Here is a 22,041-nt window from a genome sequence, read left to right on the forward strand (position 1 = left end):
AGAGGAGGGACGGGCGACCCGTCCCTCCTACTCGATTCCGGCCCACCCACCGGAGAACACCGGCCCGTCAGCGCAGCGTCGGTCCGGCTCCGCCTTCCGCGGGGCCGAGCCGGACGCCCGGCAGACCCTTGAGCCACCGGTCGGCGACCTCGGCGAGCAGGTCCGCGTCCGGTGGGTTCCGGCCGAGGCCGATCGCGTACCGAGCCGACGCCGCACCGGACATGAACGGCCGCGGGAATGACCGGCCCGGCCGCCTTCTGAAACGATCAGTCAAGAGGAGCGGGCTACGAGTACCGGGGCAACTGCTCGGTCGAGATCGTCCAGTCGGCGATGGTGACGTCCTCGCCGTAGACGAATTCCTTCCGGGTCGCGTAGCGCGGACCGTCCGGCGTGGCATGGATGTCGGACAGCACCGCGCCGGAGCCCGTGCGCGGATCGAAGATCACGTACACCGGAATGCCCAGGAGGGGGTAGTCCCGCGTCTTGCCCACCCAGTCGTTGTCCGGATTGGAGCGGGAGACGACCTCGATGGCGGCGATGAGCGTACGCGGGTCGAAGGAACCGTCGCCCTCCATGTCCGCTTCGGCGATCACGATGATGTCGGGGTGGCGCATGATGCCCTCGGGCTCGTCCTCCACGTCGGGCTCTCCCGTGTGGGCCACGAGCTCTTCCGGCATCACCTTCTCAAGGCGTTTCCGGACCCGCAGCACGGTGAGCTCGTGCGGCCTGCCGGGCGACATCATGTCGTGGACGATCCCTTCCTTGGTGATCTCGAATTTGCCGGGCAGCGTGTCGTCCATGGACCGGAGGAATTCCCGCATCGCCCGGTAGCGGGAGATGTCCCGCTGTGCGTTGTCCGGGGCGAAGGTCATGGCGCTCGCTCCTCGTCTGCGGCCAGGCGCAAGGATCGTCCCCCTCATGCTAGGCGGCCTCCTTCGAGTCGGGGCGGCAGTCACGGCAGCGGCCCGGCTCCGGCGCGCGGAACGCCCGGTCGCAGCTGTCGCAGTTCTGGAGGGGAAGGGGCGGACCCCCGGAGGGCGCGCGGAACGCGGGTGGGGGCGGGAGCTGTGCGGTGAGCCGGTGGGCGAGCAGAGCGGCGGGTCTGCGGACGCCTTCGGACGGGAGGCCGGTGGTCAGGGCGTGCCGTACGGCGGCGGGGGTGACGTCGCGTTCCAGCCAGGCGGCGACCCCCGGGGCCAGGCGCTCCGTGTCCCGCGCGGAGAGCAGCAGGCGCGGGTCGGCGTGGTGCAGCCCGGCGAGCAGCTCGGTGGCGGCCTGGAGGAGGGACGCGGCGGGAAAGGCGGGCTGCGGTACGAGCAGGGGTGCGGGCTCGCGGCGCGGCACGGGGGAGGGGCGGGTGTCCCGGCCTTCGTCGGCCTTGTCCGCGGGCTTCCTGCGGGGGCAGGAGGGCTCGGCCTGAGGGGCTGTCGGCTGTGGGTCCGCGTAGTCCTCTGCCGCGTGGGTCCGCTGGGCGGCGGCGGGCTGGTTGCAGGAGACCGTACGGGTGACGAGCCGGCCACCGGGGGCGCGTTCGACGACGCGCCGCAGATAGCCGTGGGCCTCCAGCTCGCGCAGAGCGCCGGAGACACGGTCCGCGCCCTCGGGGAAGCGGGCGGCGAGCGTCTTGATGTCCACGCGGGCGCCGGTCGGCAGCGACTGGATGTGCACGGCCAGTCCGATCGCCAGCAAGGACAGCTCGGGGTGCTGGGCGAGGTGGTTGCCGATGACCGTGAAGCGGGTGGTGTGCGGGGTGTTGGCGTGGGTGACGCCGTACGGGTGGTGTTCGCGGCGGCCCGTGTGGGAACGGACGCGGACGTTGCCGGGCTCCCTGTCCGTAACGGCGGACGGGGCGTGCGAGGGCGCGCTAAGGTGCTGTGCATCCATCGGGAAGCTCCTACTTCCTCGGTGGTCAGGCCCTCGCAGTGGGATGCCAGTCCCGGCGGGGGCCGACGCATGTCTACGGTTGTGCGTCGCGGTGAGCGTAAGGCACGCAACCCGGCTCTCCGCCAGTCCAGTTGGCGATGTTCACCCGTGGGGGTGAGCCGGCCCGACGGGCGGGAGGGGTGGGGTTTGGCGGGGGTTCTTTCCTCGCTTTCGTTTCTTGGGAAAGACCGCCCGTCCCGCCGGAACCCTGGCCGCCGCGTTCCGGTGTGACCAGGTCCAGTTCGGCCCCCACCGTCTTGCGCGGCACCGGACCGTGCGTCACGCCCCAGCGGTCCGCGAGCGCTTCGACGAGCAGCAGTCCGCGCCTCGACTCGTCGGAGAGCGAGGGTGGTTGGGTGATCGGGAGGCGGTCGCCGCGGGCGTCGGTCACCTCGATGCGGAGCGTGTGGCCGTCGTCCGTCGTACGCAGGACGAGAAGGAAGCCCCGGCCGGGCGCCCGGCCGTGCGTGGCGGCGTTCGCAGCGAGTTCGGCGACGAGGTGCGCTGCCGTTTCGGCCACCCCGTACGGCAGGTCCCACGCGTGCAGCCGCTCCGTGGCGAGCAAGCGCGCGAGCCGGGCGCCGCGTGGCGTGGGGGAGAGCTGCACGGAGAAGTGACTGGTGGGGGAGTTGAGTTGGGCGGTTTTCTGGTTCACGTCACTCAGCGTGGCGGGAGCTGCTTACGCTGAACAGTGACGACTTGGATGCGTACGGTTACTGTCCGGGGCTGTCCAGCCTGTCCGAAGACGCGCACGGGCAGGGGGTGTCCAGGTGCGCGGCACGTCGGAGGTGGCGCGGGTGCGGGTGGATGCAGATGGTACGGAGCAGCCCAAGGGCGAGACGGACGAGCCCGGTTGGGAGGTCGACCCGGACGACGAGTCGGGGGCGGCGGTCGTCGCGACGGTGGGGCGGCAGCTCAGACTGCGGCGCGAGGCGGTCGGCCTGCGGGCAGCGGAGTTCGGGACGGCGGTCGGGTACGGGGAGGACCTGGTCTACAAGGTCGAGGCCGGGCGGCGGATTCCCCGGCCGGAGTACCTGGACAGGGCCGACGAGGTGCTGGGCGCGGGCGGGCTGATCGCCGCGATGAAGAAGGACGTGGCGGAGGTCCGGTACCCGAAGAAGGTGCGGGACCTGGCGCGGATGGAGGCGCGAGCGGTCGAGCTGCTCTCGTACGGCAGCCACGCGCTGCACGGTCTTCTGCAAACCGAGGAGTACGCCTGTGCGCTGCTGGGAACGCGTCGGCCTGCGCTTTCGCCGGACGAGCTGGAACGGGCCGTAGCTGCGCGGATGGCCCGGCGCTCCGTCTTCGAACGGTTGCCTGCGCCGGAACTCAGCTTTGTTCTGGAAGAGGTGACTCTGCGCCGTCCGATCGGAGGGACAATGGTGCAGCGCCAACAGCTCGAACGCCTGTTGGAGGTAGGGAAGATGCGGAACGTCGAGATCCAGGTGATGTCGACCGACCGCTGGGAGCACCCGGGAACAGGCGGGCGGATTCAGGTGCTCAAGTTCGGTGACGGCTCTGCGGTTGGCCGCACCGACGACGAGTACGGTGGCCGTCCCGTTTCCGATCCGAAACAGCTCCGGGTGCTTGAGCTGCGCTATGGCATCATCCGGGCCCAGGCTCTCACGCCAGGGGAGTCACTGGCCTTCATCGAGCAAGTGCTGGGAGAAACATGATCCGCAAGACCTCTGCCGGGGAGCCCGACAAGCTCGTCTGGTTCAAGAGCAGCTACAGCGACACCAGCAACCCGAACGACTGCGTCGAGGTCGCGTCCACGCCCAGCACCGTCCACGTACGCGACTCCAAGAACGCCGACGGCCCTCGCCTGGCCGTCACGCCCACCGCGTGGGTGGACTTCGTGACGTATGCGTCCGAGCGCTGAACCCCCAATGACCCACGCCCCGCTCCCGGTCGACTCCGGGTGCGGGGCGCACTCTTGTCTGGCCGGCACCGCTTGAGGCATAACTCGAAATACTCAGGCATTTCGTGGGCGGTGAGCACGGCTGCTCTTGCAGGGGCGAACGTCGTCCTGGTATGGAAACCGCGCCCTTTTCTTGTGATCCTGCCGTTGGATCTCTTCACCGAAGTGCATGGCCCATTAGTGTTCTTCGGGAAGGCGACAGCGGAGGGGATTGAGCGAAGCATGGCTTCGGACGACTTAAACATTGCGGCCGGTGAATTGCGCGCATCGGCCGGTGCCGCGGACACACTTGTCACGGATTTGCAGGCGCCGCTGCGGAAAGCGATTGACGACATGGCCGCGGCGTCGGGGTCCTTCCGGGCCTGGACGGTGGGTCCCCGGCTGGGTTCCACGGGAACGGGCTGGGGCAGCGCGCTGAGCACCCTGCAGGGCAGGCTCGGGGAGCATGCGCGGGGGCTGCGGATGCTGGCCAACGGCGACGACATCACCAATCAGGAAGTCTCCGACAGCTTCAAGGGCTGGTGATCGGACCGGTGCCGGAGCTCTTCTCGCAGCTGTTCAAGCAGGACTTCTCCGATCTGGAAGCCGCCGCCTCCTCCTGGAAGAGGCTGGCCGAGGCGCTGGGAAAGGCCCAGACGGGCAGTGGTAAGCGGGTGTCGGGTCCGCTGCACGAGGCCGGTTGGGCGGGCGTGAGTGCCACCTATGGCTTCGCCGCGTTGGAGGCGACCGAGAGCAAGCTCGGCACGGCCGAGATCGACGCCCAGCTCATCGCCACCACGTTGGACACGCTCAACACCCGCATGCAGGCGGCGCAGCGCGCGCTGCGAAATGCTGTGGCGGATGCCGAGGGGGCGGGGCACACAGTCAGGGAGGACGGCTGGGTCGAGCCGAAGCAGGCAATCGACCCCAAATATCACAATCATCCGGAGTATCAGGAAATCCAGCAGCAGGCCAACGCCGGACTCGGCGGATACCGGGCCCGGATTGATGAGGCCGTTACGGAGGCCGAATCAGCCAGCTCCGAGGCGGCCGAGGTACTGCGGCAGATCGACCCCTTCGACCTCGACAAGCAGTACGGCGGTGCCCACGCCCAGGAGGACGCGGCCAGGGTCGCCGAATTCATGGGGATCGACAAGAAGGACGTTCCCGACGGGAAGGATCCGAAGCGCGCCGCGGACTGGTGGGCCGGGCTCGGCGAGGACAAGCAGCGCTTCTACCTCGCGGCCTACTCCGAGCAGCTCGGTGCGCTGGACGGTCTTCCCGCGGCCACCCGCGACCACGCGAACCGCACGGTGTTGGACATGCGGCTCAATGACTACGCCCTTCGGGAGGGCGACCTGGGCTACCACGACAGGTACGGCTACCGGTCCCTGACCGCCCTCAAGGACCGTCTGGACAGGACGGACACCGCCCCCGCGCACAAACAGCTGTACCTGCTCGGTTTCAGCACCGACAACGACGGCCGCGCGATCGTGGCCGTCGGCAATCCGGACACGGCCCGGCACACCGCGGTCCAGGTTCCGGGGACGAGCAACCAGCTGGACAACGTCGGCAGCCAGATCGACCGGGTCAGCAAGCTGCAGAACGCGGCGGGTCAGTGGAGCATGGGCGGAGCCAAGGATGTATCTGTGATCAGCTGGCTCGACTACAACGCCCCGGAAGCGAACTTTACGCTCTCGGATCCCGAGCTGAACCTTGGTATTGCCACTCAGGGACGGGCCCAAGCCGGGGCCGAGGACCTTCGCGGCTTCACTCATGGGCTTCGTGCCGCACATGACGGTGAGCGCACCCACCTCACAGTCCTCGCCCACAGCTACGGCTCCACCATGGCTGGCGCCGCCGACGCCGGCGGCCGGGGCTTGGACACGGACGACATGGTCGTCGTCGGCAGTCCAGGTCTGACGGTCGAGCGTGCCGATCAGCTCCATGTCGATCCGAAGCACCTCTGGGTGGGAGCCGCCAGCGACGACCTGGTCTCCAATGTGACCTCCGGTGCCACGCTCGGCGCGGACCCCAAAGATTCCGAGTTCGGTGCGCAAAGGATGTACGTCGACACCAGCGGGCACAGCGGTTACTGGGATGACGGGAGCCAGAGTCTGAAGAACCAGGGGCGGATCATCGCGGGGAAGACGCCCCATAGCAGCCCGCGCCCATGACTTGAAGGAGAGCCGGGCCAATGCCCATGTTCCGCAGGGCTTCGATCGCCCTGGTCACCGTCCTGTTGCTGGGAGGCTGCATGTCCGACAGTGGAGTCAACGCTCCCCTGCCTCGCATGACCAAGGAGAAGGCCGAGGCATGGGCCAAACATTGGACCGAGTCGATGGCTCGCACTGCGCAGGCCGAGATCGACCCAGGTTCGGCCAACGCGAGCTTCACCAATTGCATCGGCAAGAACAACGAATCCGCCGACGACGGCCGGTTCACCCTCAGTTACAACGTACGAGCCAAACTTCCCAAGGATCGGCATGCGGAAGCCATCCGCATGATCAGAGACGCTCTGGAGCAGCAGGGGTTCGAGATCGCCGGATACCGGTCAGACCCCACTCTGGATCCCGCCAATCTCGTCGATGCGAGGCATCCCAAGGACCGTCACTTCGTATCAGCGGGCGATCTGAACGATCAGCTCCTCACCCTGATCGTCGACACTCCTTGTCTCCTCCCGCCCGGCGCCGAGCAGCAGCAGTTCTGAGCCCGCTGGGCCTGGTCCAGGGTGAGCGCAGCCGTGCCACTTAACTCGAACTCGCGCAGAGCGCCGGAGACATGGTCCGCGCTGGCGGGCGCCGCCGACGCTGGCGGCCGGGGCTTGGACACGGACGACACGGTGGTGGTCGGCAGCCCCGGCCTGACGGTCGACCGTGCCGATCAGCTTCACATCGACCCGAAGCGTCTCTGGGTCGGCGCCGCCCATGACGACCTCGTCTCCAACATCACGTCCGGCGCCACGCTTGGCGAGGACCCCAAGACGCCGGAGTTCGGTGCCCAGCGGATGTACGTCGACACCGACGGGCACAGCGGCTACTGGGACGACGGAAGCCAGAGCCTGAAGAACCAGGGCGCCATCATCGCCGGACAGCCGCCAGGCTCCGGGATGAACCGCTAACGACAGGAGCCGTCAACCCGTGTTCACTCGCCGCTCGGCCACTTCCGCTCTGGCCTTCGCTGTCCTGCTGTCTTTGGGAGGATGCATGTCCGACAATGGAGCCAACGACCCTCTGCCTCGCATGAGTGAGGAGAAGGCCGAAGAGTGGGCAAGGCACTGGACCGAGTCCATGGCGCGAACCGCGAAGGCCCGGATCGACGCCACGACGGTTGGGGCGAGCTTTACCAATTGCGTTGGCAAGAACAACGAGTCTGCGAGCGACGGACGGTTCACGCTGAGTTACAGAGTGCTTGCCGGCCTGCCCAAGGAGCAGCACGCTGCAGCGGTCCGTGCGATCAGGGATGCTCTCAAGCAGCAGGGGCTCGAGATCCAGGATTTCCGCTCCGACCCTGCGCTGAGCACCCCGAACCTGCTCTATGCCAAGCACCCGAAAGACCGCCACTTCATCGCGGTCATCGATCCTGACGACGGGTACCTCACCCTGACGGTCGACACCCCCTGCCTCCTCCCGCCCGGCGCCGAGCAGCAGCAGTTCTGAGGTGGCCGCCGAGGCCGGAGTCGGGCTCGGGAGGCGGTCGCCGTGCGCGTCGGTCGCCTCGATGCGGAGCGTGCGGTCGCCGTCCGTCGTACACAGGACGAGAAGGAAGTCCCGGCCGGGCGCCCGGCCGTGCGTGGTGGCGTTCGCGGCGAGTTCGGCGACGAGGTGCGCTGCGGTGGGAGCAGACGGCAGGTCCGCGTCCCAGGGGGCGGGCCCGAAGGGTCTGGTTACGTGGGCAGGTCCACCGCGTCGCCCTCACGGGCAGCCGGGAGGGCGGGCAGCGTTCCGTCGGTCACCAGGGCGTCGACCGCGTCGGCGTGTTCGCGCACGAGGTAGTCCATCGCGTGTTCGGTCGACGACTGGTACTCTAACTGTTCACCGTAGAAGCGCAGCCGTTCCTGGCAGTCCTCGATGATTTCGCCCCAGGTCTTGACCCAGATGCGGAACCTGGGCTGGGAGAGCGCACACCCGGGCGCCCGGTCGTGCTGGTGGGCGAGCTGCCGCAGCCCGTCGTCCATACTGTTGCCGACGAGCCAGAAGTCCCAGGTCACGGCCGTGTCCCGGAATCTGTCCGCTTTGACGACAGCCTGGGCGTAGCTGTTGATCTGTCCGAACTCCATCATGGTCAGGACAGTGCTGGGCCTTTTGAGCTCCACGATGAGGTGGTGTCGCTCTGCTTTGCCCCGTCGAGCCGACTGGGACAGCATGAGGTCGACCCTGCCCCGGCGGCCGTCCTCCCGCAGGACGGGTTCCGGTACAAGCTCCTCGCGGCCGAGGAGGCGGCAGTGCTGTCGCAGGACCTCGTCCAGGCTGCGGTCGCTGGCATGCAGGCTGTACTCCTCGCCGAAGACCCAGCTCTCCTTCTCCAGGATGCGGTGCAGCTCGCCGTGCTCCTTCACGCGCTGCCTGGCCTCTCCGTCGAAAACGAGGTGCTCGAGGGCCGCGATGAAGTCCAACCGGTCGGTGGCCTTGGAGGAGGCCTTGACGAGGGCCGACAGTGGCGTACGGTCAAGCAGGCGGGCCAGTTCCTCCTGCTCCTGCCTGGACAGGGCGAACAGTTCCTCGGTGATCCGGAGGACATCTCCCGGCTCGTGGGCCACGACAGACCGCAGCAGCGCCAAGGTGGTTCTGCGCGTGCGCGTCGACTTCGGGAGATGCCGTACGACGGTTGTGGCCACCACGTCGAAAGTTTCCCGTTCGGCGCGCTCCCGTTCGTCGGCGGGCTCACCCGCGTACGGGTAGACCTCTTCCCGGCGCCACTCGACCACCTGCTCTCGTCGGCGCTCGTCCACTCGTGAGCGGAAGTGCGCCCGCAGTGCTTGACGGGCGTCGGCGACCACCTCGGCGGGAGTGCCGTCGGGCGCCCATTCGGCGAAGCTGAGCTCGTCGGCGTCGAGCTCGTCGAATCCCGACCAGCTGAGATGTGCCGTGAACTCGAAACCCGGTGCCTGAATGCCGGGCTTCAGCTGAACTCGTGACATCCCTTCCTCGTCGCAGAGGAAGAGCGCACGTGTCACCGGCCCCCGCCATTCGATGATTTTCAGCTGGGCGGGCTCGCCGTCGTGGCCTTGAAGAGCGGGCAGCGCATAGTTCCGCACATGCAACTGCTCGGACGACGGGTCCAGTTCACGCCCGTCGTAGTCGATACGAACGTCAGGGTACTTCTCCAAGTACGTTGCGAACGCCGTGGTCAACGACGCCCGGGTGCGGTCGTCCGCGAGCACGTCCAGGCCTTCGCCGCCGAAGGCCTCGAAGAGCGTGCCGGCCGGGTCATCCGTGGGTTCCGGTTCAGTGATGTCGAACTCGTCCATGGAGTGCCGGTCGGATTCGATCACCAGGCGGTGCCGTCCGTGTCCGTCCGGCCGGCCACTGATGCTCGTCCAGCGGACCTGGCTGCCGAGAGCGAAAGCCCGGACCCGGCCTCGCCCGTTCTTGCCGTGCAGCGCGCGCTTCTTGACCGGGCTGCCCTGTGCCCTCTTCTTCCAGGAGGCGCCGATGGGCCGGAAGTACTCGTCGCAGTGATCGGCGGACATGCCGCTGCCGTCGTCCTCGATCCGTACCCGGTCCACACCGCCGAGGTCATTGCGCTCCAGCGTGACGACAACGTGCTCGGCGTCGGCGTCCAGCGCGTTCCAGATCAGTTCCTCGACCGCGCCGACGGGCTGACGCAGTCGCGCCAGTTCTGCGACGTGTTCCCGGCTGGTCTCCAGACGAACCTTCACCATGACCCCGACCTCCTTGCGCTGTGGCCCCGTGGGGCAAGGTCAGTTTGTCGTTCTCAACCTCGGCGACGTGCGGTGGCGCCGCGGATTCACTCGATGATGTCGTTCTCGGAAAACGTCGTGGCCGCGTGGCGTGGGGGGAGAGATGCACGGAGAAGTGACGGGCGGGGGTGCGGGGTTGGGCGGCTTTCTGGTTCACGTCACTCGGCGTGGCGGGAGGTGCTTACGCTGAGCGGTCAAGGCTCGGATGCCTTGGGTGGCTGTCCGGAGGTTGTCCGGCGCTGTCCAGCCTGTCCGAAGACGCGCACAGCCAGGGGGCGTCCAGGTGTGCGGTGCGCCGGAGGTGGCACGGGTGCGGGTGGATGCGGACGGTACGGAGCAGTCCAAGCACCAGATGAACGAGCCCGGTTGGGAGCTCGACCCCGACGACACGCCGGAGAGTGCCAGCCGCGTCAGCGCAGCGTCGGTACGGCCCCGCCTTCCGCACGGTCGAGCCGGACGCCCGGAAGACCCTTGAGCCAGCGGTCGGCGATCTCGGCGAGCCCGTCCGCGTCCGGCGGGGTGCGGCCGAGGCCGATCGCGTACCGTGCCGAGGCCGCACCGGACATGAACGGGCGCGGCCACGCGTGCGCGTCGGTCGCCCCGGCGTCCTCCAGGGCGGTGAGCAGCGCCCGCAGCCGTCCCCGTACGCGCCCCAGGGTCTCCTCGAACTCCTCGGCCCGGCCCGGGCGCACGGTCACCACGGCCCAGGCCGCGTGCCGGCGGTGCATCGGCGGGGGAGACAGCAGTTCGGGCCGGGGATCGGTACCGCTCTCCGCCGCGGCTTCCAGGATCTCCCAGGCCCGGTACAGCTCCTGGACCAGCAGGTCCCGGCCGCCGGGACCGACCTGTTCGGTGCAGGAACGGACCGGCGCCGACGGAGTCATGACCGTCACCGGCGACGACACCGGCACGGCCCCTTCCGGCCCGCCGACCGGTTCTCGCCAGTCCCAGGCGGCCCAGGTACCGAAGAAGAGCCGCAGCAGCTCGTCGTCCGGCACATCGCCCGCGTCGCGCACGGTACGCGCGGCCAGTACGGACCAGGCCAGGCCCGGCAGCCCGCCGAACGGGGCCGCGTCCAGCCCGCGCGCCCTCGCCCAGGCCTTCACCTCCCGGGCCAGCCGGGCGAATGCGGCAGTACGCCCGCCGGCCGCCGCGAGCACCGCGTCCGCGTCGCTCACCGCGCTCAACGCGACCGCCGCGGCCCCGCCCAGCTCGGCGCGGCGGGCCACCGCTTCTTCAGGAGCGATCGGACCTGTGGCGACCACGACCAGATCGACCCCGAGACCGTCGACGCGCAGCCGCAACCCCGGCACCCGCGCGCCCACCACCTGCCGCACCGCCACGGCCTCCGGCACCGCCGCCACCACCCGCGCCCGGATCTCCGCCATGTCCACCGCCCCCGGCAGCGCGGCCACCAGGTCCAGATCCGCCTCGGCCAGGGCACAGCCCATCCGCCGCGACCCGACGACGTACACCACCCCGTCGCCCAACGCCTCCGACACCCGCTGCGCCACCTGCCGCGCGGCCTCGGTGTCACCCGTGGACAGCCAGGGCGCCTTGCCTGCACCCGGCTCGGGCAGCCATCGCACCTTGCCCGTGCCCAGCGCCACCGTCGCCCGCGCCCGCATCGGCTCCTCGCCCCGGCGGGACAGCAGCACCAGCTCCCCGACCCGCGCCGACATACCGCCCAGCCGTGCCGCGCACTCGGCGGCGACCGGCAGCGGATCCCCGGTCCGACCCAACGTCAGATGCGGGGTGAAGCCCTCGCCGCGTCCCCGGCAGAGCGGAAACCGCTGCTCCAGTTCCCGGCGCAGCCCCGCCCACGGCGCCTCGCCGGCCGCCGCCGGGTCGAGCCAGACGGTGGCGTCCTCGCGGTGCCCGAAGGTGTGCACCCCGTCCAGCCGGGCGGTGAAGGGGGTCGTCGAGGCTGCCGCGGCGGTGAGCAGCGGGGCCGCCCGTTCGAAATCGGACTCGGGTACGAAGCCGAACAGCAGATTCACATGCGGCGGCCAGCGGTGGATCTGCGGATCGTGCTCGCGCCGGATCTCCTGGATCGGCGGCCACAGCTCCCGGGGCGGGATCCACGCCACTGCGGTCCGGGCCGTCGGCGGGATGTCGAGGACGTCGCCGGGTTCGTCCGAGCGCGAGCCGAGGGCCAGGTCCACCTCCACCCCGTAGTGGTCCGAGACGTACAGCCCCTCCGGCGTGGGTGTGTCGCCGCGCAGTACCGCCGCGGTCGCGCGCACCCGGTCCGCGCGCAGCAGGACCCGGTCCAGCCGGGACGCCCGGCCCGACAGCGAGGAGACCACGGCCAGCGGATTGACGCGCGGATCGAAGGTCGGGGTCCTGTCGTCGGGTCCGTGCACCTCGGTCCAGGAGTCGCGCATGCCGAGCGCGACCGCCGGCCCGGCGTCGCCGTCCCCGCCGTCGTTGAAGTCGCCCAGCAGGACCAGCTCGCCGTCCAGGCCGGCCAGTCCCTCGGCCAATTGGACGAGCTCGGCCTCCCGTCTGGCCGGGCCGTCGACGGAGTGGTCGCTGGTCAGGTGGGTGGTGGCGACCACGAGGGGGCCGGAGGAGGTCTCCACGGTGAGGGCGGTGACGGCCTTGTGCGGGCCGAGGACATGCACCCCCGCCTCTCGTACGGGCAGTCGGCTGAGCAGCAGTACTCCGCTGTCGTCGACGTCCTTCCCGGCAGGGTCCGTGCCCAGGGTGTAGCCGTCCCGCACCCATGGGGCTCGCATCACCATGGCGAGCAGTGCGGGCTCGACCTCCTGCAGCGCGATGACGTCCGCGTCCGCCTCCTCCAGTGCGACCAGCAGCAGGGGCCGTCGCCGGGCGGTGTCGATGCGGTCGCTGTCGTACCGGTCCCACAGCGTGTTCCAGGTCAGTACGCGCAGGCCCGCCGACGCCGGTACACCGCGAGGTGTGTCCGCCGGGCACCATCCGTCCGCCGGATCCCAGGCATGGGGCGTCCGGGCGGTGAAGAACGGCGCCCGCAGAAGGCGCGGGGCCCTCACCCGGCCGGCCTCCGTGGCGTCGATGCGGTCCAGATGCGTGGCGCGGTCCCAGACCAGCTCGCCGTCCGCCTCGACGAACAGCACCCGGTGCCAGGGGATCTCGCCCCCGGGGACGAAGGCGGGCAGGGGGATCCGCTTGGGCGCGGCCCCGCGCTGGTTGATGCCCAGCACGAACCGGGCGGGGTCGAAGCGCGGATCCCAGCGGACCCGGTGGTAGATCTCCTCGCTGGTACGCATCACGCCTCCTCTGCATCCAGGGTGCCGTCGGTGTCGTCGACCGTTCCGCCCGCTCCGACGTACCAGGTGCGGTGCGCCTGGCCCGGGTACGGCGGGACGAATCGCCGCAGTTGCGAGGTGAGCACCTCGGGCGGGACCGGGTGCGCCCGCCCGGCGTTGCGCCGCACCAGCTCGTCCTCGTCGACGAGCGCCACCGCGTGGGTGACGAGGGCGTCGCGGCGGCGGGCCACCGCGTGCACCAGGGAACGCTGGTGCGGGTTGAGTGATGTGGCGTCCCACACCACCGTGCCTCCACCGGCGAGCGCGGTGTCGAGCCGGCCGAGCCCTTCCCTCAGGACGTCGCCGTTGGCCCGCTGGTCCGCTCGTGACCCCCGGGCCTGACGCAGCTCGTCGAGCGAGACATACGAGCGGACTCCCTGCAACCGTCCACCGAACGTGCTCTTCCCGCTCCCCGAGGGGCCGGTCAGATGCACCAGCCGGGGGAACTCCCCGGACCGCCACCGCCAGGTCGCCGCCTGGGCCTCCTCGACGCCGGTGATCCGGCCCCTGGCGTACGCGTCCCGTGCCTCCGCCCAGCACCGGTCGGCCGCATCGGCCCCGAGCCCCGCGAGCGCCTTGCGCAGACCGGCCCGCAGCGTCGCCGGCGGTGCCTCGCCGAGCAGCCCGGCGTCCTCGGCGTGCAGCGCGGACCACTCGACCTGCTCACGCGCTCCGGCGTCGTGCGCGACCGCCCCGGCGACGGCGTGCAGCACTCCGAGGTCGGCGGCGAACGACATCCGTACCAGCCCGGTCCGCCGCTCCTCGTCGGGGTACGGGCGCTGCAGGCCCGGACACAGCCCGACGAGGTCCGCGACGCGTCGTGCCGTCGGCATGCCCAGCGGCCCCGCCAACCGGGGCGCCAGCCAGGCCCGCCGGGTGCCGTGCAGCAGTGCGGCCAGTACGCCGGCCAGCCTGGCGTCCCCCGACCGCCCCAGTACGTTCAGCCGCGCCGACACCTCGCCCACGGCGGCCCCGGCCCGCGCCGGGTCCGCCAGAGTGTCCCCCTCTGCGGTCCGGGCCGACGCAGGGCCCCGTGAGGCGCCTCCCTCCTCCGGGGCCCCGCCCAGGCCGTCCGCGGAGAGCCCGACCGCCGCCAGCAGCGCCGGCACATCGGGCGTCGCGCCCGAGCGCACCGCCCACAGCGCGGCGGCCGGGCTGAGCCCGTTCTCGACGACGGCGGCATGCATCCAGTGGGTATCGGTCTGCACATGCCCCGGGCGAACCCACTTGGCCACCCGCCGCCCGAACTCCTCCCGCCGGAAGCCTTCGGCGGTCCGCACGACGTATCCCTCCTGCCGTGCGGGGTCGAGCTTCAGCACCCGCAGCGCACGCTCGTCGAAGACTCCCCGCCACAGCACCGGCGGCACCGGTATGCCCAGCCGCCGCAGGAAACGCACGGTCCGGTCCCAGTCCAGGCACCGGTCGTCGCCGTCCCAGACCGAGAACCCGTAGAACCAGCTCTCCAGCTGCTCGTACGCGATCGAGTGCCGGGCGTACAGGTTCTCCCCGCACACCCGCCACCCCGCCGGAATCGCCGCGCCGATCCGGCCCTGCAGGCCCTTCACCCACGCCCGTGACGGATGGTGCGCCGAATCCAGCGACCGCGCGTGCATCCCGTCCGTGTAGAGGGTCGTGTTCTCGCCGTCGAGCTTCTCGGTGACGACGACCTCGCGCCCCACCAGCCCCGCCAGATCCCCGGCCCGTACGTCGTCCGCGGACGCCCCGGGCGACCACGGCAGATGCGGCGTGCGCGGATACTGCGTACGCATGGTGATCGGCCTCCTGGTGACGATGTCGGTGCCGGGTCACTGTAGGAGCGCGGGGGAGGGGCGATCGAATGAATTAGAGGAACGGGCTACGAGTACCGGGGCAGCTGCTCGGTCGAGATCGTCCACTGCGGGGAGCGGGGCTATTCGATCTCGAAGATCTCTTCGGTGGACGAAGCGGTGATGGCACGGATGAGCCATTGGCGGAGGATCTCGGCGTCGTCACAGCCGGTGATGCGCTCGCGGGCCTCGTCGGTGACCTCGATACCGCGCTGTTCCAGCACGAGCACGATGTCCTCGGCCCGGCCTTCCACCCGGCCTTCCACCCGGCCTTCGTCCCGGAGTTCTTCGGAGAGGGGGGACTTGTAGAAAGAGAGGTCCACGGCCACCAGTTTCCTCCAGATTTCCGCGGCTGGGTGCTTGCCCATGCCTTGCGCAATGAGTTCGATGACGGGGTCGGCGAGGTTTCGCGGCGTGTCCCGCAGCACGGTCGACACTGCTTTGAGTATGGCTCCGATGTCCGGATTCTTGGCGTGTGTGATCGCGGCCAGCGTGGCGAGTGCGAGGTCTTTGCGGGCCTCGGCCGGGTTGGTGATCACTGGCATGTTGTGCGGGCCCGCTACGAGCGGGAGCAGGGTGAGCACGGGCCACTTCCGGGGCCCGATAGGGATGGGGCGAGCCGCCCATTCGGCTGTGGCACGGTCCTGGCAGACGACCAGCAGCATCGGCGGAAGCTGATACTTCGTATGCAGATACGACACGTAGTACGCCCAGCTCGCCGGCTTGGCAGGGTCCTTCTTGCCCTGGGCCTCGATCGCGAGGACGAAGGACTCGCCGTCCTCGCTGTCGATCCGCAACAGGGTGTCGACACGGCGCTCGATGGGACGGGTTTCCGTGAGGTCGGTGGGCAGGGGCGTGACCGAGGTGGGTGGGGCGAAGCCGATGCCGAGCACCTCGGAGACGCGTGAGAAAAGTTCCGGGTGGTACTGGAAGACGCGGTGCATCGCCTCGTGCGACGAATTGACCATACGGGTTCCTGCGGTGGGGAGAGGGATGGGGGAAGTTGTCATTGGCACATGCCTGCGGTAATCGCTCGCTTGCGAGCGTATGTGCGCAACTGGCCTGGATAGGGCGAAGTTGACGGTGCTCACCTGAACGGGTGAGCTCGACGGAGGTCCAGTTCGGCCCATACCGTTTTGCGTGGTACGGGGCCCGGCGTCACGCCCCACCGGTCGGCGAGCGCGTCGACGAGCAGCAACCCTCGCCCCGACTCGTCGTCGGCGGAGGGCGGTTGGGGCCGGAGGCTCGGGAGCCGGTCCGGGCGCGTGTCGGTCACCTCGACGCGGAGCGTGTGCTCGTTGTTCGTCGTGCGGAGGGCGAGGAGGAAGCTGCGGCCGGGCAGCCGGCCGTGGGTGGCGGCGTTGGCGGCGAGCTCGGCGACAAGGTGCGTGGCCGTTTCGGCCACTCCGTACGGCAGGTCCCAGGCGTGCAGCCGCTCGGCGGCGAGCAGGCGAGCGAGACGGGCGCCGCGTGGCGTGGGGGACAGGTGGACGGTGAAGTGACGCGTGTGGGTGTCGAGTTGCGCGGGTTTCTGGTTCACGTCGCTCAGCGTTGCGGTGCGCGCCTACGCTGAACAGTGACTCGGCGTATGCGTATGGTGACTGTCCGGAGCTTGTCCGGTGTTGTCCGGCCTGTCCGGAGGGGCGCATGGGCAGGGGGCGTCCAGGTGTGGCGGTACGTCGGAGGTGGCGCGGGTGCGGGTGGATGTGGACGGTACGGAGCAGCCCAAGGGTGAGACGGACGAGCCGGGTTGGGAGGTCGACCCGGACGACGAGTCGGGGGCGGCGGTCGTCGCGACGGTGGGGCGGCAGTTGCGGCTGCGGCGGGAGGCGGCCGGCCTGCGGGCGGCGGAGTTCGGGGTGGCGGTCGGGTACGGGGAGGACCTGGTCTACAAGGTCGAGGCCGGGCGGCGGATTCCCCGGCCGGAGTACCTGGACAGGGCGGACGAGGTGTTGGGCGCGGGTGGGCTGATCGCCGCGATGAAGAAGGACGTGGCGGAGGTCCGGTACCCGAAGAGGGTGCGGGATCTGGCGCGCATGGAGGCGCGGGCCGTGGAGTTGCTGGCGTACGGCGATCACAACCTGCACGGGCTGCTACAGACGGAGGAGTACGCACGGGCACTCTTCGAGATGCGGCAACCCGCGTATGCGCAGGAGGAGATCGAACGGGCGGTGGCGGCCCGTGTGGCCAGGCAGTCGATCTTCGAACGATCTCCTGCCCCTGCGCTCAGTTTTGTGCAGGAAGAGGTGACGCTGCGCCGTCCTCTCGGAGGCAGAATGGTGCTACGCGGACAGCTTGAACGCTTGCTGGAAGTGGGGCAGTTGCGGAACGTCGCAATTCAAGTCATGCCGACCGCCCGCGAGGACCACGCTGGCATGCAGGGGGAGACCCAGGTGCTGAAGTTCGGTGATGGAACGGCGGTAGGGCGCTCTGAAGGAGCATTCGCAGGCCGTGCGGTCTCTGATCCGAAGCAGCTCCGGATCCTCGAGCTGCGGTATGGAATGATCCGGGCCCAGGCTCTCACGCCTCGGGAGTCGCTGGCCTTCATCGAGCAAGTGCTGGGAGAAACATGATCCGCAAGGCCTCTGCCGGGAATGGCTCCGCACTGGAGTGGTTCAAGAGTAGCTACAGCGACAGCAGCAACAGCAGCGAGTGTGTTGAGGTCGCGGCTGCTCCCGGCACGGTACACATCCGCGACTCCAAGAACGCCAAGGGCCCCCAGCTCTCCTTCGCGCACACCGCATGGGTGAGCTTCGTGACGTACGCGTCGGAGCGCTGACCGGTAACTGCTCGCGCCCCGCGCTCGGTTCTCCCGAGTGCGGGGCGCGCTGCTGTCCAGGGTGGAGCAGGGCATCGAGCGTGGGCCATCGCGCGGCTCGCCCTGCGCTCGCGAGCCGGCCGGTAAGGCTGCCGCTGCCCGACTACTGCGGATCTGCGTCTTCCCCCACCTCGCCACCCAGAGCCTCGGCGATGGCCGCGAACTCCGCCAGGGCGGCCTGGAGGTCCTGGACGATCTCTTGGGCGATGACCTCAGGGGCCAGGTCGCTGTCGGCGTCCTCCAGAGCCGAGTCTTTCATCCAGGTGATGCCGAGCAATGGGACGCGCGGGCCTTCAGTCCGCGGCTCGGCGACCCAGCGGGTCGGCTGGGTGGTGATCTCGGCGATCATGTCGAAATCGCCGTCGTAGTGGAGGAGCGTCAGACCCTCGCGCTCGGCAATGGCGGCGAGGAGGAGATCAATGGTGGACAGTGCTCGGTGGAAACCCCGGGTCAGAGCCTCGTTCTGGATCTGCAGGGCCCGTTCGAGCTGCTCGTCGTTGCAACGGGCATAGCCGAAGCCGCGCAGTCAGGTGCGGAGGCGGGTGGCCTCGGCGTTGGTGCGGGCGCTGTACACCATCTCGTACTCGGTCGGCGCAGAGATGACGAGCAGGCCGCGATCGTCCAGGTCGTCCAGGACCTTGGCGACCTCAGGCATCCTGTGACGGGTCAGGGCGGACTTGTCAACGAGGAAGCCGACGCTCACGCCGCCTCCTGGCCGGTCTTGTCGCCCTTGTCGCCTGCCTTTCGTTTGAGCGTGCCGTCTCGGTTCTTCGGACCGGTGGACTCCACGATCTCGCTGAAATCGAGCTCACCCGAGTCAATGGCCTCGAAGAACTCACGCCGCAGCCGGCGCTTCACCGCATCCTCCATGGCCGCGCGAACGGCCGCGGCCTTGGTGGTGACGCCGTACAGACGCATGGCCTGGGCCACGATCTCGTCGTCCAGGTCGATAACGGTACGGGACATCTCCCCTCCTCTCCGTAACGATGGATATCGTCGGATGCGCTACCGACGGTATCGCCCCTGGGTTGCGGGGGCAGTGAGGAAAATCGGATGAGTGGCAGCTGGAGCCGTTCGATCCAGGCGCGCGTCGCGGTTTGACGCGCAACCCGGGCGGGGTAATCTTTTCGGCTCGATTGGCGCCCGCCGTGTCCTGTGTGGCAGACTGTCCGGGTTGCTCGGTTGAGTGCCGATGCTGCACGCCTCCCGCCGGGAGGACTGGAAGCGAGTCCCACGGTACTCGTCGTCTTATCTGCCCTCCTGGGCAGCGCTGGGGCGGACGTACGGGAATCTTCCGGGAAGTGTCAGCGGGGCCCCAGCCAGGCACCTGGTGGGTCTTCCTTCCCCTGCAATCCCTCGAGCAGGAAATCCCCTGTGGATATCTGTCTGGCGGGAGCGCGACACACCCGACCGCGTGGGTCGGTGGGGGTCCCCCTGCTCGAGCGAAGCGAGAGCTCGGGGGAGGGTCACGGAAGCAGGTGGAACACCGGGTGTCAGAGCGTTACGAGACAGACAGGACTACGAAGTAGCCATGGCGGGACAGAAGATCCGCATCCGGCTCAAGGCCTACGACCACGAGGTCATCGACTCCTCGGCGAAGAAGATCGTCGAGACGGTGACCCGCACTGGTGCGTCGGTCGCGGGCCCGGTGCCGCTGCCCACTGAGAAGAACGTGTACTGCGTCATCAAGTCGCCGCACAAGTACAAGGACTCGCGCGAGCACTTCGAGATGCGCACGCACAAGCGCCTCATCGACATCCTCGACCCCACGCCGAAGACGGTTGACTCGCTGATGCGTCTCGACCTGCCGGCCGGCGTCGACATCGAGATCAAGCTCTGAGGTGACGCGCGAGATGGCTAAGCAGATCAAGGGCGTCCTGGGCGAGAAGCTCGGCATGACGCAGGTCTGGGACGAGAACAACCGTGTCGTCCCCGTGACCGTCGTCAAGGCCGGGCCCTGCGTCGTTACCCAGGTCCGCACCAACGACATCGACGGCTACGAGTCGGTCCAGATCGCCTTCGGCGAGATCGACCCGCGCAAGGTGAACAAGCCCCTCAAGGGCCACTTCTCCAAGGCCGACGTGACCCCGCGCCGCCACCTGGTGGAGCTCCGTACCTCCGACGCCAGCGAGTACACGCTCGGCCAGGAGATCACTGCCGAGGTGTTCGAGTCCGGCGTCAAGGTTGACGTCACGGGCAAGAGCAAGGGCAAGGGCTTCGCCGGTGTCATGAAGCGTCACAACTTCAAGGGCCTCGGCGCCGGTCACGGCACCCAGCGCAAGCACCGCTCTCCCGGTTCGATCGGTGGCTGCGCCACCCCGGGCCGTGTGTTCAAGGGCCTCCGTATGGCGGGCCGTATGGGCAACGAGCGGGTCACCACCCAGAACCTGACCGTCCACGCCGTTGACGCGGAGAAGGGCCTGCTGCTCATCAAGGGCGCGGTTCCTGGTCCGAACGGCGGCCTCGTCCTGGTCCGTACCGCGGCCAAGGGGGCCTGAGGTAACCGATGAGCACCATTGACATCCTTTCGCCCGCTGGCGACAAGGCCGGTAGCGTCGAGCTCCCCGCGGAGATCTTCGACGCCAAGGTCAGCGTTCCGCTGATCCACCAGGTCGTCGTCGCGCAGCTGGCCGCTGCCCGTCAGGGCACGCACAAGACCAAGACCCGCGGCGAAGTTCGTGGTGGTGGCAGGAAGCCTTACCGCCAGAAGGGCACCGGCCGCGCCCGCCAGGGTTCGACCCGTGCGCCGCAGTTCGCCGGCGGTGGCGTCGTCCACGGCCCCGTGCCGCGTGACTACTCGCAGCGGACCCCGAAGAAGATGAAGGCCGCCGCCCTGCGCGGTGCCCTCACCGACCGGGCCCGCCACTCCCGCATCCACGTCGTCTCCGGCGTGGTCGAGGGCGCGATCTCCACCAAGGCCGCCAAGAACCTGTTCGGCAAGATCTCGGAGCGCAAGAACCTGCTCCTGGTCGTCGAGCGTTCCGACGAGGCCGCGTGGCTGTCCGCCCGCAACCTGCCCCAGGTCCACATCCTGGAGCCGGGCCAGCTGAACACGTACGACGTGCTCGTCTCCGACGACGTGGTCTTCACCAAGGCCGCCTTCGAGTCCTTCGTGTCCGGCCCCAAGGCCACTGAGACCGAAGGGAGCGAGGCCTGATGGCCGAGATCACCAGCAAGACCTTCACGGACCCGCGCGACGTCCTCGTCAAGCCGGTTGTCTCCGAGAAGAGCTACGCGCTGCTGGACGAGAACAAGTACACGTTCATCGTCGCGCCCACCGCCAACAAGACCCAGATCAAGCAGGCCGTCGAGGCGGTCTTCTCGGTCAAGGTCACCGGGGTCAACACGATCAACCGCCAGGGTAAGCGCAAGCGCACCAAGACCGGTTTCGGCAAGCGCAAGGACACCAAGCGCGCCATCGTGACCCTTGCTGAGGGCAGCCGAATCGACATCTTCGGCGGTCCGACCGCCTGACGGCGGTCCGGATCGTCCGATATCGGACGAGGACTGAGAAATGGGTATCCGCAAGTACAAGCCGACGACTCCGGGCCGTCGTGGCTCCAGCGTCGCCGACTTCGTCGAGATCACGCGGTCCACGCCGGAGAAGTCGCTGGTCCGCCCCCTGCACAGCAAGGGCGGCCGTAACAACACCGGTCGTGTGACCGTCCGCCACCAGGGCGGTGGCCACAAGCGCGCCTACCGTGTGATCGACTTCCGTCGTCACGACAAGGACGGCGTGCCGGCGAAGGTCGCTCACATCGAGTACGACCCCAACCGCACCGCGCGCATCGCGCTCCTGCACTACGCGGACGGCGAGAAGCGCTACATTCTCGCGCCGCGTGGCCTGTCGCAGGGCGACCGTGTCGAGAACGGCCCCGCCGCCGACATCAAGCCCGGCAACAACCTGGCGCTGCGCAACATCCCGGTCGGTACGACCATCCACGCCATCGAGCTGCGTCCCGGCGGCGGCGCGAAGTTCGCCCGCTCCGCCGGTGCGTCCGTGCAGCTGCTGGCGAAGGAGGGCTCCATGGCCCACCTGCGCATGCCGTCCGGTGAGATCCGCCTGGTCGACGTCCGCTGCCGCGCCACCATCGGCGAGGTCGGCAACGCCGAGCAGTCGAACATCAACTGGGGCAAGGCCGGCCGTATGCGCTGGAAGGGCGTCCGCCCGACCGTCCGTGGTGTCGCCATGAACCCGGTGGACCACCCGCACGGTGGTGGTGAGGGCAAGACCTCCGGTGGTCGCCACCCGGTCTCCCCGTGGGGTCAGAAGGAGGGTCGTACGCGCTCTCCCAAGAAGGCGAGCAGCAAGTACATCGTCCGCCGCCGCAAGACGAACAAGAAGCGCTAGGAGCGGG

At 69.2% G+C, this 22,041-nt stretch carries 26 protein-coding genes and 1 pseudogene; 14 read left to right on the forward strand and 13 right to left on the reverse strand.

Going from position 1 to position 22,041, the window contains the following annotated elements:
- Positions 1-67: 67 nt before the first annotated feature.
- The 4 genes from ABD858_RS19015 to ABD858_RS19030 all read right to left on the reverse strand — a co-directional run bounded on the left by ABD858_RS19015 (position 68) and on the right by ABD858_RS19030 (position 2,578).
- Positions 68-223, reverse strand: coding sequence for a hypothetical protein (locus ABD858_RS19015; RefSeq protein ID WP_345039072.1), 156 nt, complete (start codon positions 221-223; stop codon positions 68-70).
- Positions 224-284: 61 nt separating this feature from the next.
- A complete protein-coding gene (locus ABD858_RS19020; RefSeq protein ID WP_345039074.1) occupies positions 285-872 on the reverse strand; it encodes a Uma2 family endonuclease in 588 nt (195 codons plus the stop codon).
- A 49-nt stretch (positions 873-921) separates the two neighbouring features.
- Positions 922-1,884, reverse strand: a complete 963-nt coding sequence (locus ABD858_RS19025) for a helix-turn-helix domain-containing protein (RefSeq protein ID WP_345039076.1) — start codon at positions 1,882-1,884, stop codon at positions 922-924.
- A gap of 73 nt (positions 1,885-1,957) precedes the next feature.
- A complete protein-coding gene (locus ABD858_RS19030) occupies positions 1,958-2,578 on the reverse strand; it encodes an ATP-binding protein (protein WP_345039079.1) in 621 nt (206 codons plus the stop codon).
- Positions 2,579-2,720: 142 nt separating this feature from the next.
- Here ABD858_RS19030 and ABD858_RS19035 point away from each other — a divergent pair, with 142 nt between their 5' ends.
- The 7 genes from ABD858_RS19035 (at position 2,721) to ABD858_RS19065 (ending at position 7,482) form a co-directional block, all read left to right on the forward strand.
- Positions 2,721-3,599 (forward strand): helix-turn-helix domain-containing protein, encoded by an 879-nt coding sequence (locus ABD858_RS19035; RefSeq protein ID WP_345039081.1) that lies wholly within the window; start codon positions 2,721-2,723, stop codon positions 3,597-3,599.
- Positions 3,596-3,805, forward strand: a complete 210-nt coding sequence (locus tag ABD858_RS19040; RefSeq protein WP_345039084.1) for a DUF397 domain-containing protein — start codon at positions 3,596-3,598, stop codon at positions 3,803-3,805. Before ABD858_RS19035 ends, ABD858_RS19040 begins: the two co-directional genes overlap by 4 nt.
- Before the next feature lie 111 nt (positions 3,806-3,916).
- Positions 3,917-4,369 (forward strand): hypothetical protein, encoded by a 453-nt coding sequence (locus ABD858_RS19045; RefSeq protein ID WP_345039086.1) that lies wholly within the window; start codon positions 3,917-3,919, stop codon positions 4,367-4,369.
- Positions 4,366-6,000 (forward strand): alpha/beta hydrolase, encoded by a 1,635-nt coding sequence (locus tag ABD858_RS19050; protein ID WP_345039088.1) that lies wholly within the window; start codon positions 4,366-4,368, stop codon positions 5,998-6,000. Before ABD858_RS19045 ends, ABD858_RS19050 begins: the two co-directional genes overlap by 4 nt.
- Before the next feature lie 116 nt (positions 6,001-6,116).
- Complete coding sequence (locus ABD858_RS19055) at positions 6,117-6,533, forward strand: hypothetical protein (RefSeq protein ID WP_345039090.1); 417 nt, start codon at positions 6,117-6,119, stop codon at positions 6,531-6,533.
- A 33-nt stretch (positions 6,534-6,566) separates the two neighbouring features.
- The gene (locus ABD858_RS19060; protein WP_345039092.1) at positions 6,567-6,944 is read left to right on the forward strand and encodes an alpha/beta hydrolase; all 378 of its coding nucleotides are present in this window, start codon (positions 6,567-6,569) and stop codon (positions 6,942-6,944) included.
- A gap of 121 nt (positions 6,945-7,065) precedes the next feature.
- The gene (locus tag ABD858_RS19065; RefSeq protein WP_345039094.1) at positions 7,066-7,482 is read left to right on the forward strand and encodes a hypothetical protein; all 417 of its coding nucleotides are present in this window, start codon (positions 7,066-7,068) and stop codon (positions 7,480-7,482) included.
- A gap of 227 nt (positions 7,483-7,709) precedes the next feature.
- On the opposite strand, the gene ABD858_RS19075 is transcribed toward ABD858_RS19065, so the two are convergent.
- The 5 genes from ABD858_RS19075 to ABD858_RS19095 form a co-directional block, all read right to left on the reverse strand.
- Positions 7,710-9,707, reverse strand: a complete 1,998-nt coding sequence (locus tag ABD858_RS19075; protein ID WP_345039097.1) for an ATP-binding protein — start codon at positions 9,705-9,707, stop codon at positions 7,710-7,712.
- Between the two features lie 449 nt (positions 9,708-10,156).
- The gene (locus ABD858_RS19080; RefSeq protein ID WP_345039099.1) at positions 10,157-13,000 is read right to left on the reverse strand and encodes an RNA repair domain-containing protein; all 2,844 of its coding nucleotides are present in this window, start codon (positions 12,998-13,000) and stop codon (positions 10,157-10,159) included.
- A complete protein-coding gene (locus ABD858_RS19085; RefSeq protein ID WP_345039102.1) occupies positions 13,000-14,808 on the reverse strand; it encodes an RNA ligase family protein in 1,809 nt (602 codons plus the stop codon). The genes ABD858_RS19080 and ABD858_RS19085 overlap by 1 nt, the downstream gene beginning before the upstream one ends.
- Before the next feature lie 140 nt (positions 14,809-14,948).
- Complete coding sequence (locus tag ABD858_RS19090) at positions 14,949-15,833, reverse strand: RpnC/YadD family protein (protein ID WP_345039104.1); 885 nt, start codon at positions 15,831-15,833, stop codon at positions 14,949-14,951.
- Positions 15,834-15,952: 119 nt separating this feature from the next.
- Positions 15,953-16,405, reverse strand: a complete 453-nt coding sequence (locus tag ABD858_RS19095) for an ATP-binding protein (protein WP_345039106.1) — start codon at positions 16,403-16,405, stop codon at positions 15,953-15,955.
- A 154-nt stretch (positions 16,406-16,559) separates the two neighbouring features.
- Between ABD858_RS19095 and ABD858_RS19100 the strand changes: the two genes are divergently transcribed.
- Positions 16,560-17,438, forward strand: coding sequence for a helix-turn-helix domain-containing protein (locus ABD858_RS19100; protein ID WP_345039109.1), 879 nt, complete (start codon positions 16,560-16,562; stop codon positions 17,436-17,438).
- Positions 17,435-17,644: a DUF397 domain-containing protein gene (locus tag ABD858_RS19105; protein ID WP_345039111.1), complete on the forward strand. Its 210-nt coding sequence runs from the start codon at positions 17,435-17,437 to the stop codon at positions 17,642-17,644. The genes ABD858_RS19100 and ABD858_RS19105 overlap by 4 nt, the downstream gene beginning before the upstream one ends.
- A 142-nt stretch (positions 17,645-17,786) precedes the next feature.
- Here ABD858_RS19105 and ABD858_RS36845 read toward each other — a convergent pair whose 3' ends face one another.
- From ABD858_RS36845 to ABD858_RS19115, 4 genes and pseudogenes are all read right to left on the reverse strand, one after another.
- Positions 17,787-18,032, reverse strand: a complete 246-nt coding sequence (locus ABD858_RS36845) for a hypothetical protein (protein WP_425586224.1) — start codon at positions 18,030-18,032, stop codon at positions 17,787-17,789.
- 3 nt (positions 18,033-18,035) lie between these two features.
- Positions 18,036-18,209, reverse strand: a pseudogene (locus tag ABD858_RS36850) (PIN domain-containing protein); the annotation flags it as partial.
- Positions 18,210-18,386, reverse strand: coding sequence for a PIN domain-containing protein (locus ABD858_RS36855; RefSeq protein WP_425586225.1), 177 nt, complete (start codon positions 18,384-18,386; stop codon positions 18,210-18,212). It abuts the pseudogene before it with no gap.
- Positions 18,383-18,649, reverse strand: coding sequence for a type II toxin-antitoxin system VapB family antitoxin (locus ABD858_RS19115; RefSeq protein WP_345039113.1), 267 nt, complete (start codon positions 18,647-18,649; stop codon positions 18,383-18,385). The genes ABD858_RS36855 and ABD858_RS19115 overlap by 4 nt, the downstream gene beginning before the upstream one ends.
- Positions 18,650-19,214: 565 nt before the next feature.
- Here ABD858_RS19115 and rpsJ point away from each other — a divergent pair.
- Genes rpsJ through rplB form a run of 5 tightly spaced genes read left to right on the forward strand, consistent with a single transcriptional unit; the run spans position 19,215 to position 22,034 of the window.
- On the forward strand, positions 19,215-19,523 hold the full coding sequence (rpsJ, locus tag ABD858_RS19120) for a 30S ribosomal protein S10 (RefSeq protein ID WP_003948644.1): 309 nt from the start codon (positions 19,215-19,217) through the stop codon (positions 19,521-19,523).
- A gap of 13 nt (positions 19,524-19,536) precedes the next feature.
- The gene (rplC, locus tag ABD858_RS19125; protein ID WP_345039117.1) at positions 19,537-20,181 is read left to right on the forward strand and encodes a 50S ribosomal protein L3; all 645 of its coding nucleotides are present in this window, start codon (positions 19,537-19,539) and stop codon (positions 20,179-20,181) included.
- An 8-nt stretch (positions 20,182-20,189) separates the two neighbouring features.
- Positions 20,190-20,840, forward strand: a complete 651-nt coding sequence (rplD, locus tag ABD858_RS19130) for a 50S ribosomal protein L4 (protein WP_345039119.1) — start codon at positions 20,190-20,192, stop codon at positions 20,838-20,840.
- Positions 20,840-21,157, forward strand: coding sequence for a 50S ribosomal protein L23 (rplW, locus tag ABD858_RS19135; RefSeq protein WP_345039122.1), 318 nt, complete (start codon positions 20,840-20,842; stop codon positions 21,155-21,157). The genes rplD and rplW overlap by 1 nt, the downstream gene beginning before the upstream one ends.
- Positions 21,158-21,197: 40 nt before the next feature.
- The gene (gene rplB, locus ABD858_RS19140) at positions 21,198-22,034 is read left to right on the forward strand and encodes a 50S ribosomal protein L2 (protein WP_345039124.1); all 837 of its coding nucleotides are present in this window, start codon (positions 21,198-21,200) and stop codon (positions 22,032-22,034) included.
- Positions 22,035-22,041: the final 7 nt, after the last annotated feature.

The organism is Streptomyces sannanensis (assembly GCF_039536205.1).
In the GTDB taxonomy this organism is placed as follows: Bacteria; Actinomycetota; Actinomycetes; order Streptomycetales; family Streptomycetaceae; genus Streptomyces; species Streptomyces sannanensis.

Coding starts and splice junctions, on each gene's coding strand:
- ABD858_RS19015 (WP_345039072.1), bottom strand. CDS start 223: ATGTCCGGTGCGGCGTCGGCTCGGTACGCGATCGGCCTCGGCCGGAAC.
- ABD858_RS19020 (WP_345039074.1), bottom strand. CDS start 872: ATGACCTTCGCCCCGGACAACGCACAGCGGGACATCTCCCGCTACCGG.
- ABD858_RS19025 (WP_345039076.1), bottom strand. CDS start 1,884: ATGGATGCACAGCACCTTAGCGCGCCCTCGCACGCCCCGTCCGCCGTT.
- ABD858_RS19040 (WP_345039084.1), top strand. CDS start 3,596: ATGATCCGCAAGACCTCTGCCGGGGAGCCCGACAAGCTCGTCTGGTTC.
- ABD858_RS19055 (WP_345039090.1), top strand. CDS start 6,117: ATGACCAAGGAGAAGGCCGAGGCATGGGCCAAACATTGGACCGAGTCG.
- ABD858_RS19065 (WP_345039094.1), top strand. CDS start 7,066: ATGAGTGAGGAGAAGGCCGAAGAGTGGGCAAGGCACTGGACCGAGTCC.
- ABD858_RS19075 (WP_345039097.1), bottom strand. CDS start 9,707: ATGGTGAAGGTTCGTCTGGAGACCAGCCGGGAACACGTCGCAGAACTG.
- ABD858_RS19080 (WP_345039099.1), bottom strand. CDS start 13,000: ATGCGTACCAGCGAGGAGATCTACCACCGGGTCCGCTGGGATCCGCGC.
- ABD858_RS19085 (WP_345039102.1), bottom strand. CDS start 14,808: ATGCGTACGCAGTATCCGCGCACGCCGCATCTGCCGTGGTCGCCCGGG.
- ABD858_RS19090 (WP_345039104.1), bottom strand. CDS start 15,833: ATGGTCAATTCGTCGCACGAGGCGATGCACCGCGTCTTCCAGTACCAC.
- ABD858_RS19105 (WP_345039111.1), top strand. CDS start 17,435: ATGATCCGCAAGGCCTCTGCCGGGAATGGCTCCGCACTGGAGTGGTTC.
- ABD858_RS36845 (WP_425586224.1), bottom strand. CDS start 18,032: ATGATCGCCGAGATCACCACCCAGCCGACCCGCTGGGTCGCCGAGCCG.
- ABD858_RS19115 (WP_345039113.1), bottom strand. CDS start 18,649: ATGTCCCGTACCGTTATCGACCTGGACGACGAGATCGTGGCCCAGGCC.
- rpsJ (WP_003948644.1), top strand. CDS start 19,215: ATGGCGGGACAGAAGATCCGCATCCGGCTCAAGGCCTACGACCACGAG.
- rplC (WP_345039117.1), top strand. CDS start 19,537: ATGGCTAAGCAGATCAAGGGCGTCCTGGGCGAGAAGCTCGGCATGACG.
- rplD (WP_345039119.1), top strand. CDS start 20,190: ATGAGCACCATTGACATCCTTTCGCCCGCTGGCGACAAGGCCGGTAGC.
- rplW (WP_345039122.1), top strand. CDS start 20,840: ATGGCCGAGATCACCAGCAAGACCTTCACGGACCCGCGCGACGTCCTC.
- rplB (WP_345039124.1), top strand. CDS start 21,198: ATGGGTATCCGCAAGTACAAGCCGACGACTCCGGGCCGTCGTGGCTCC.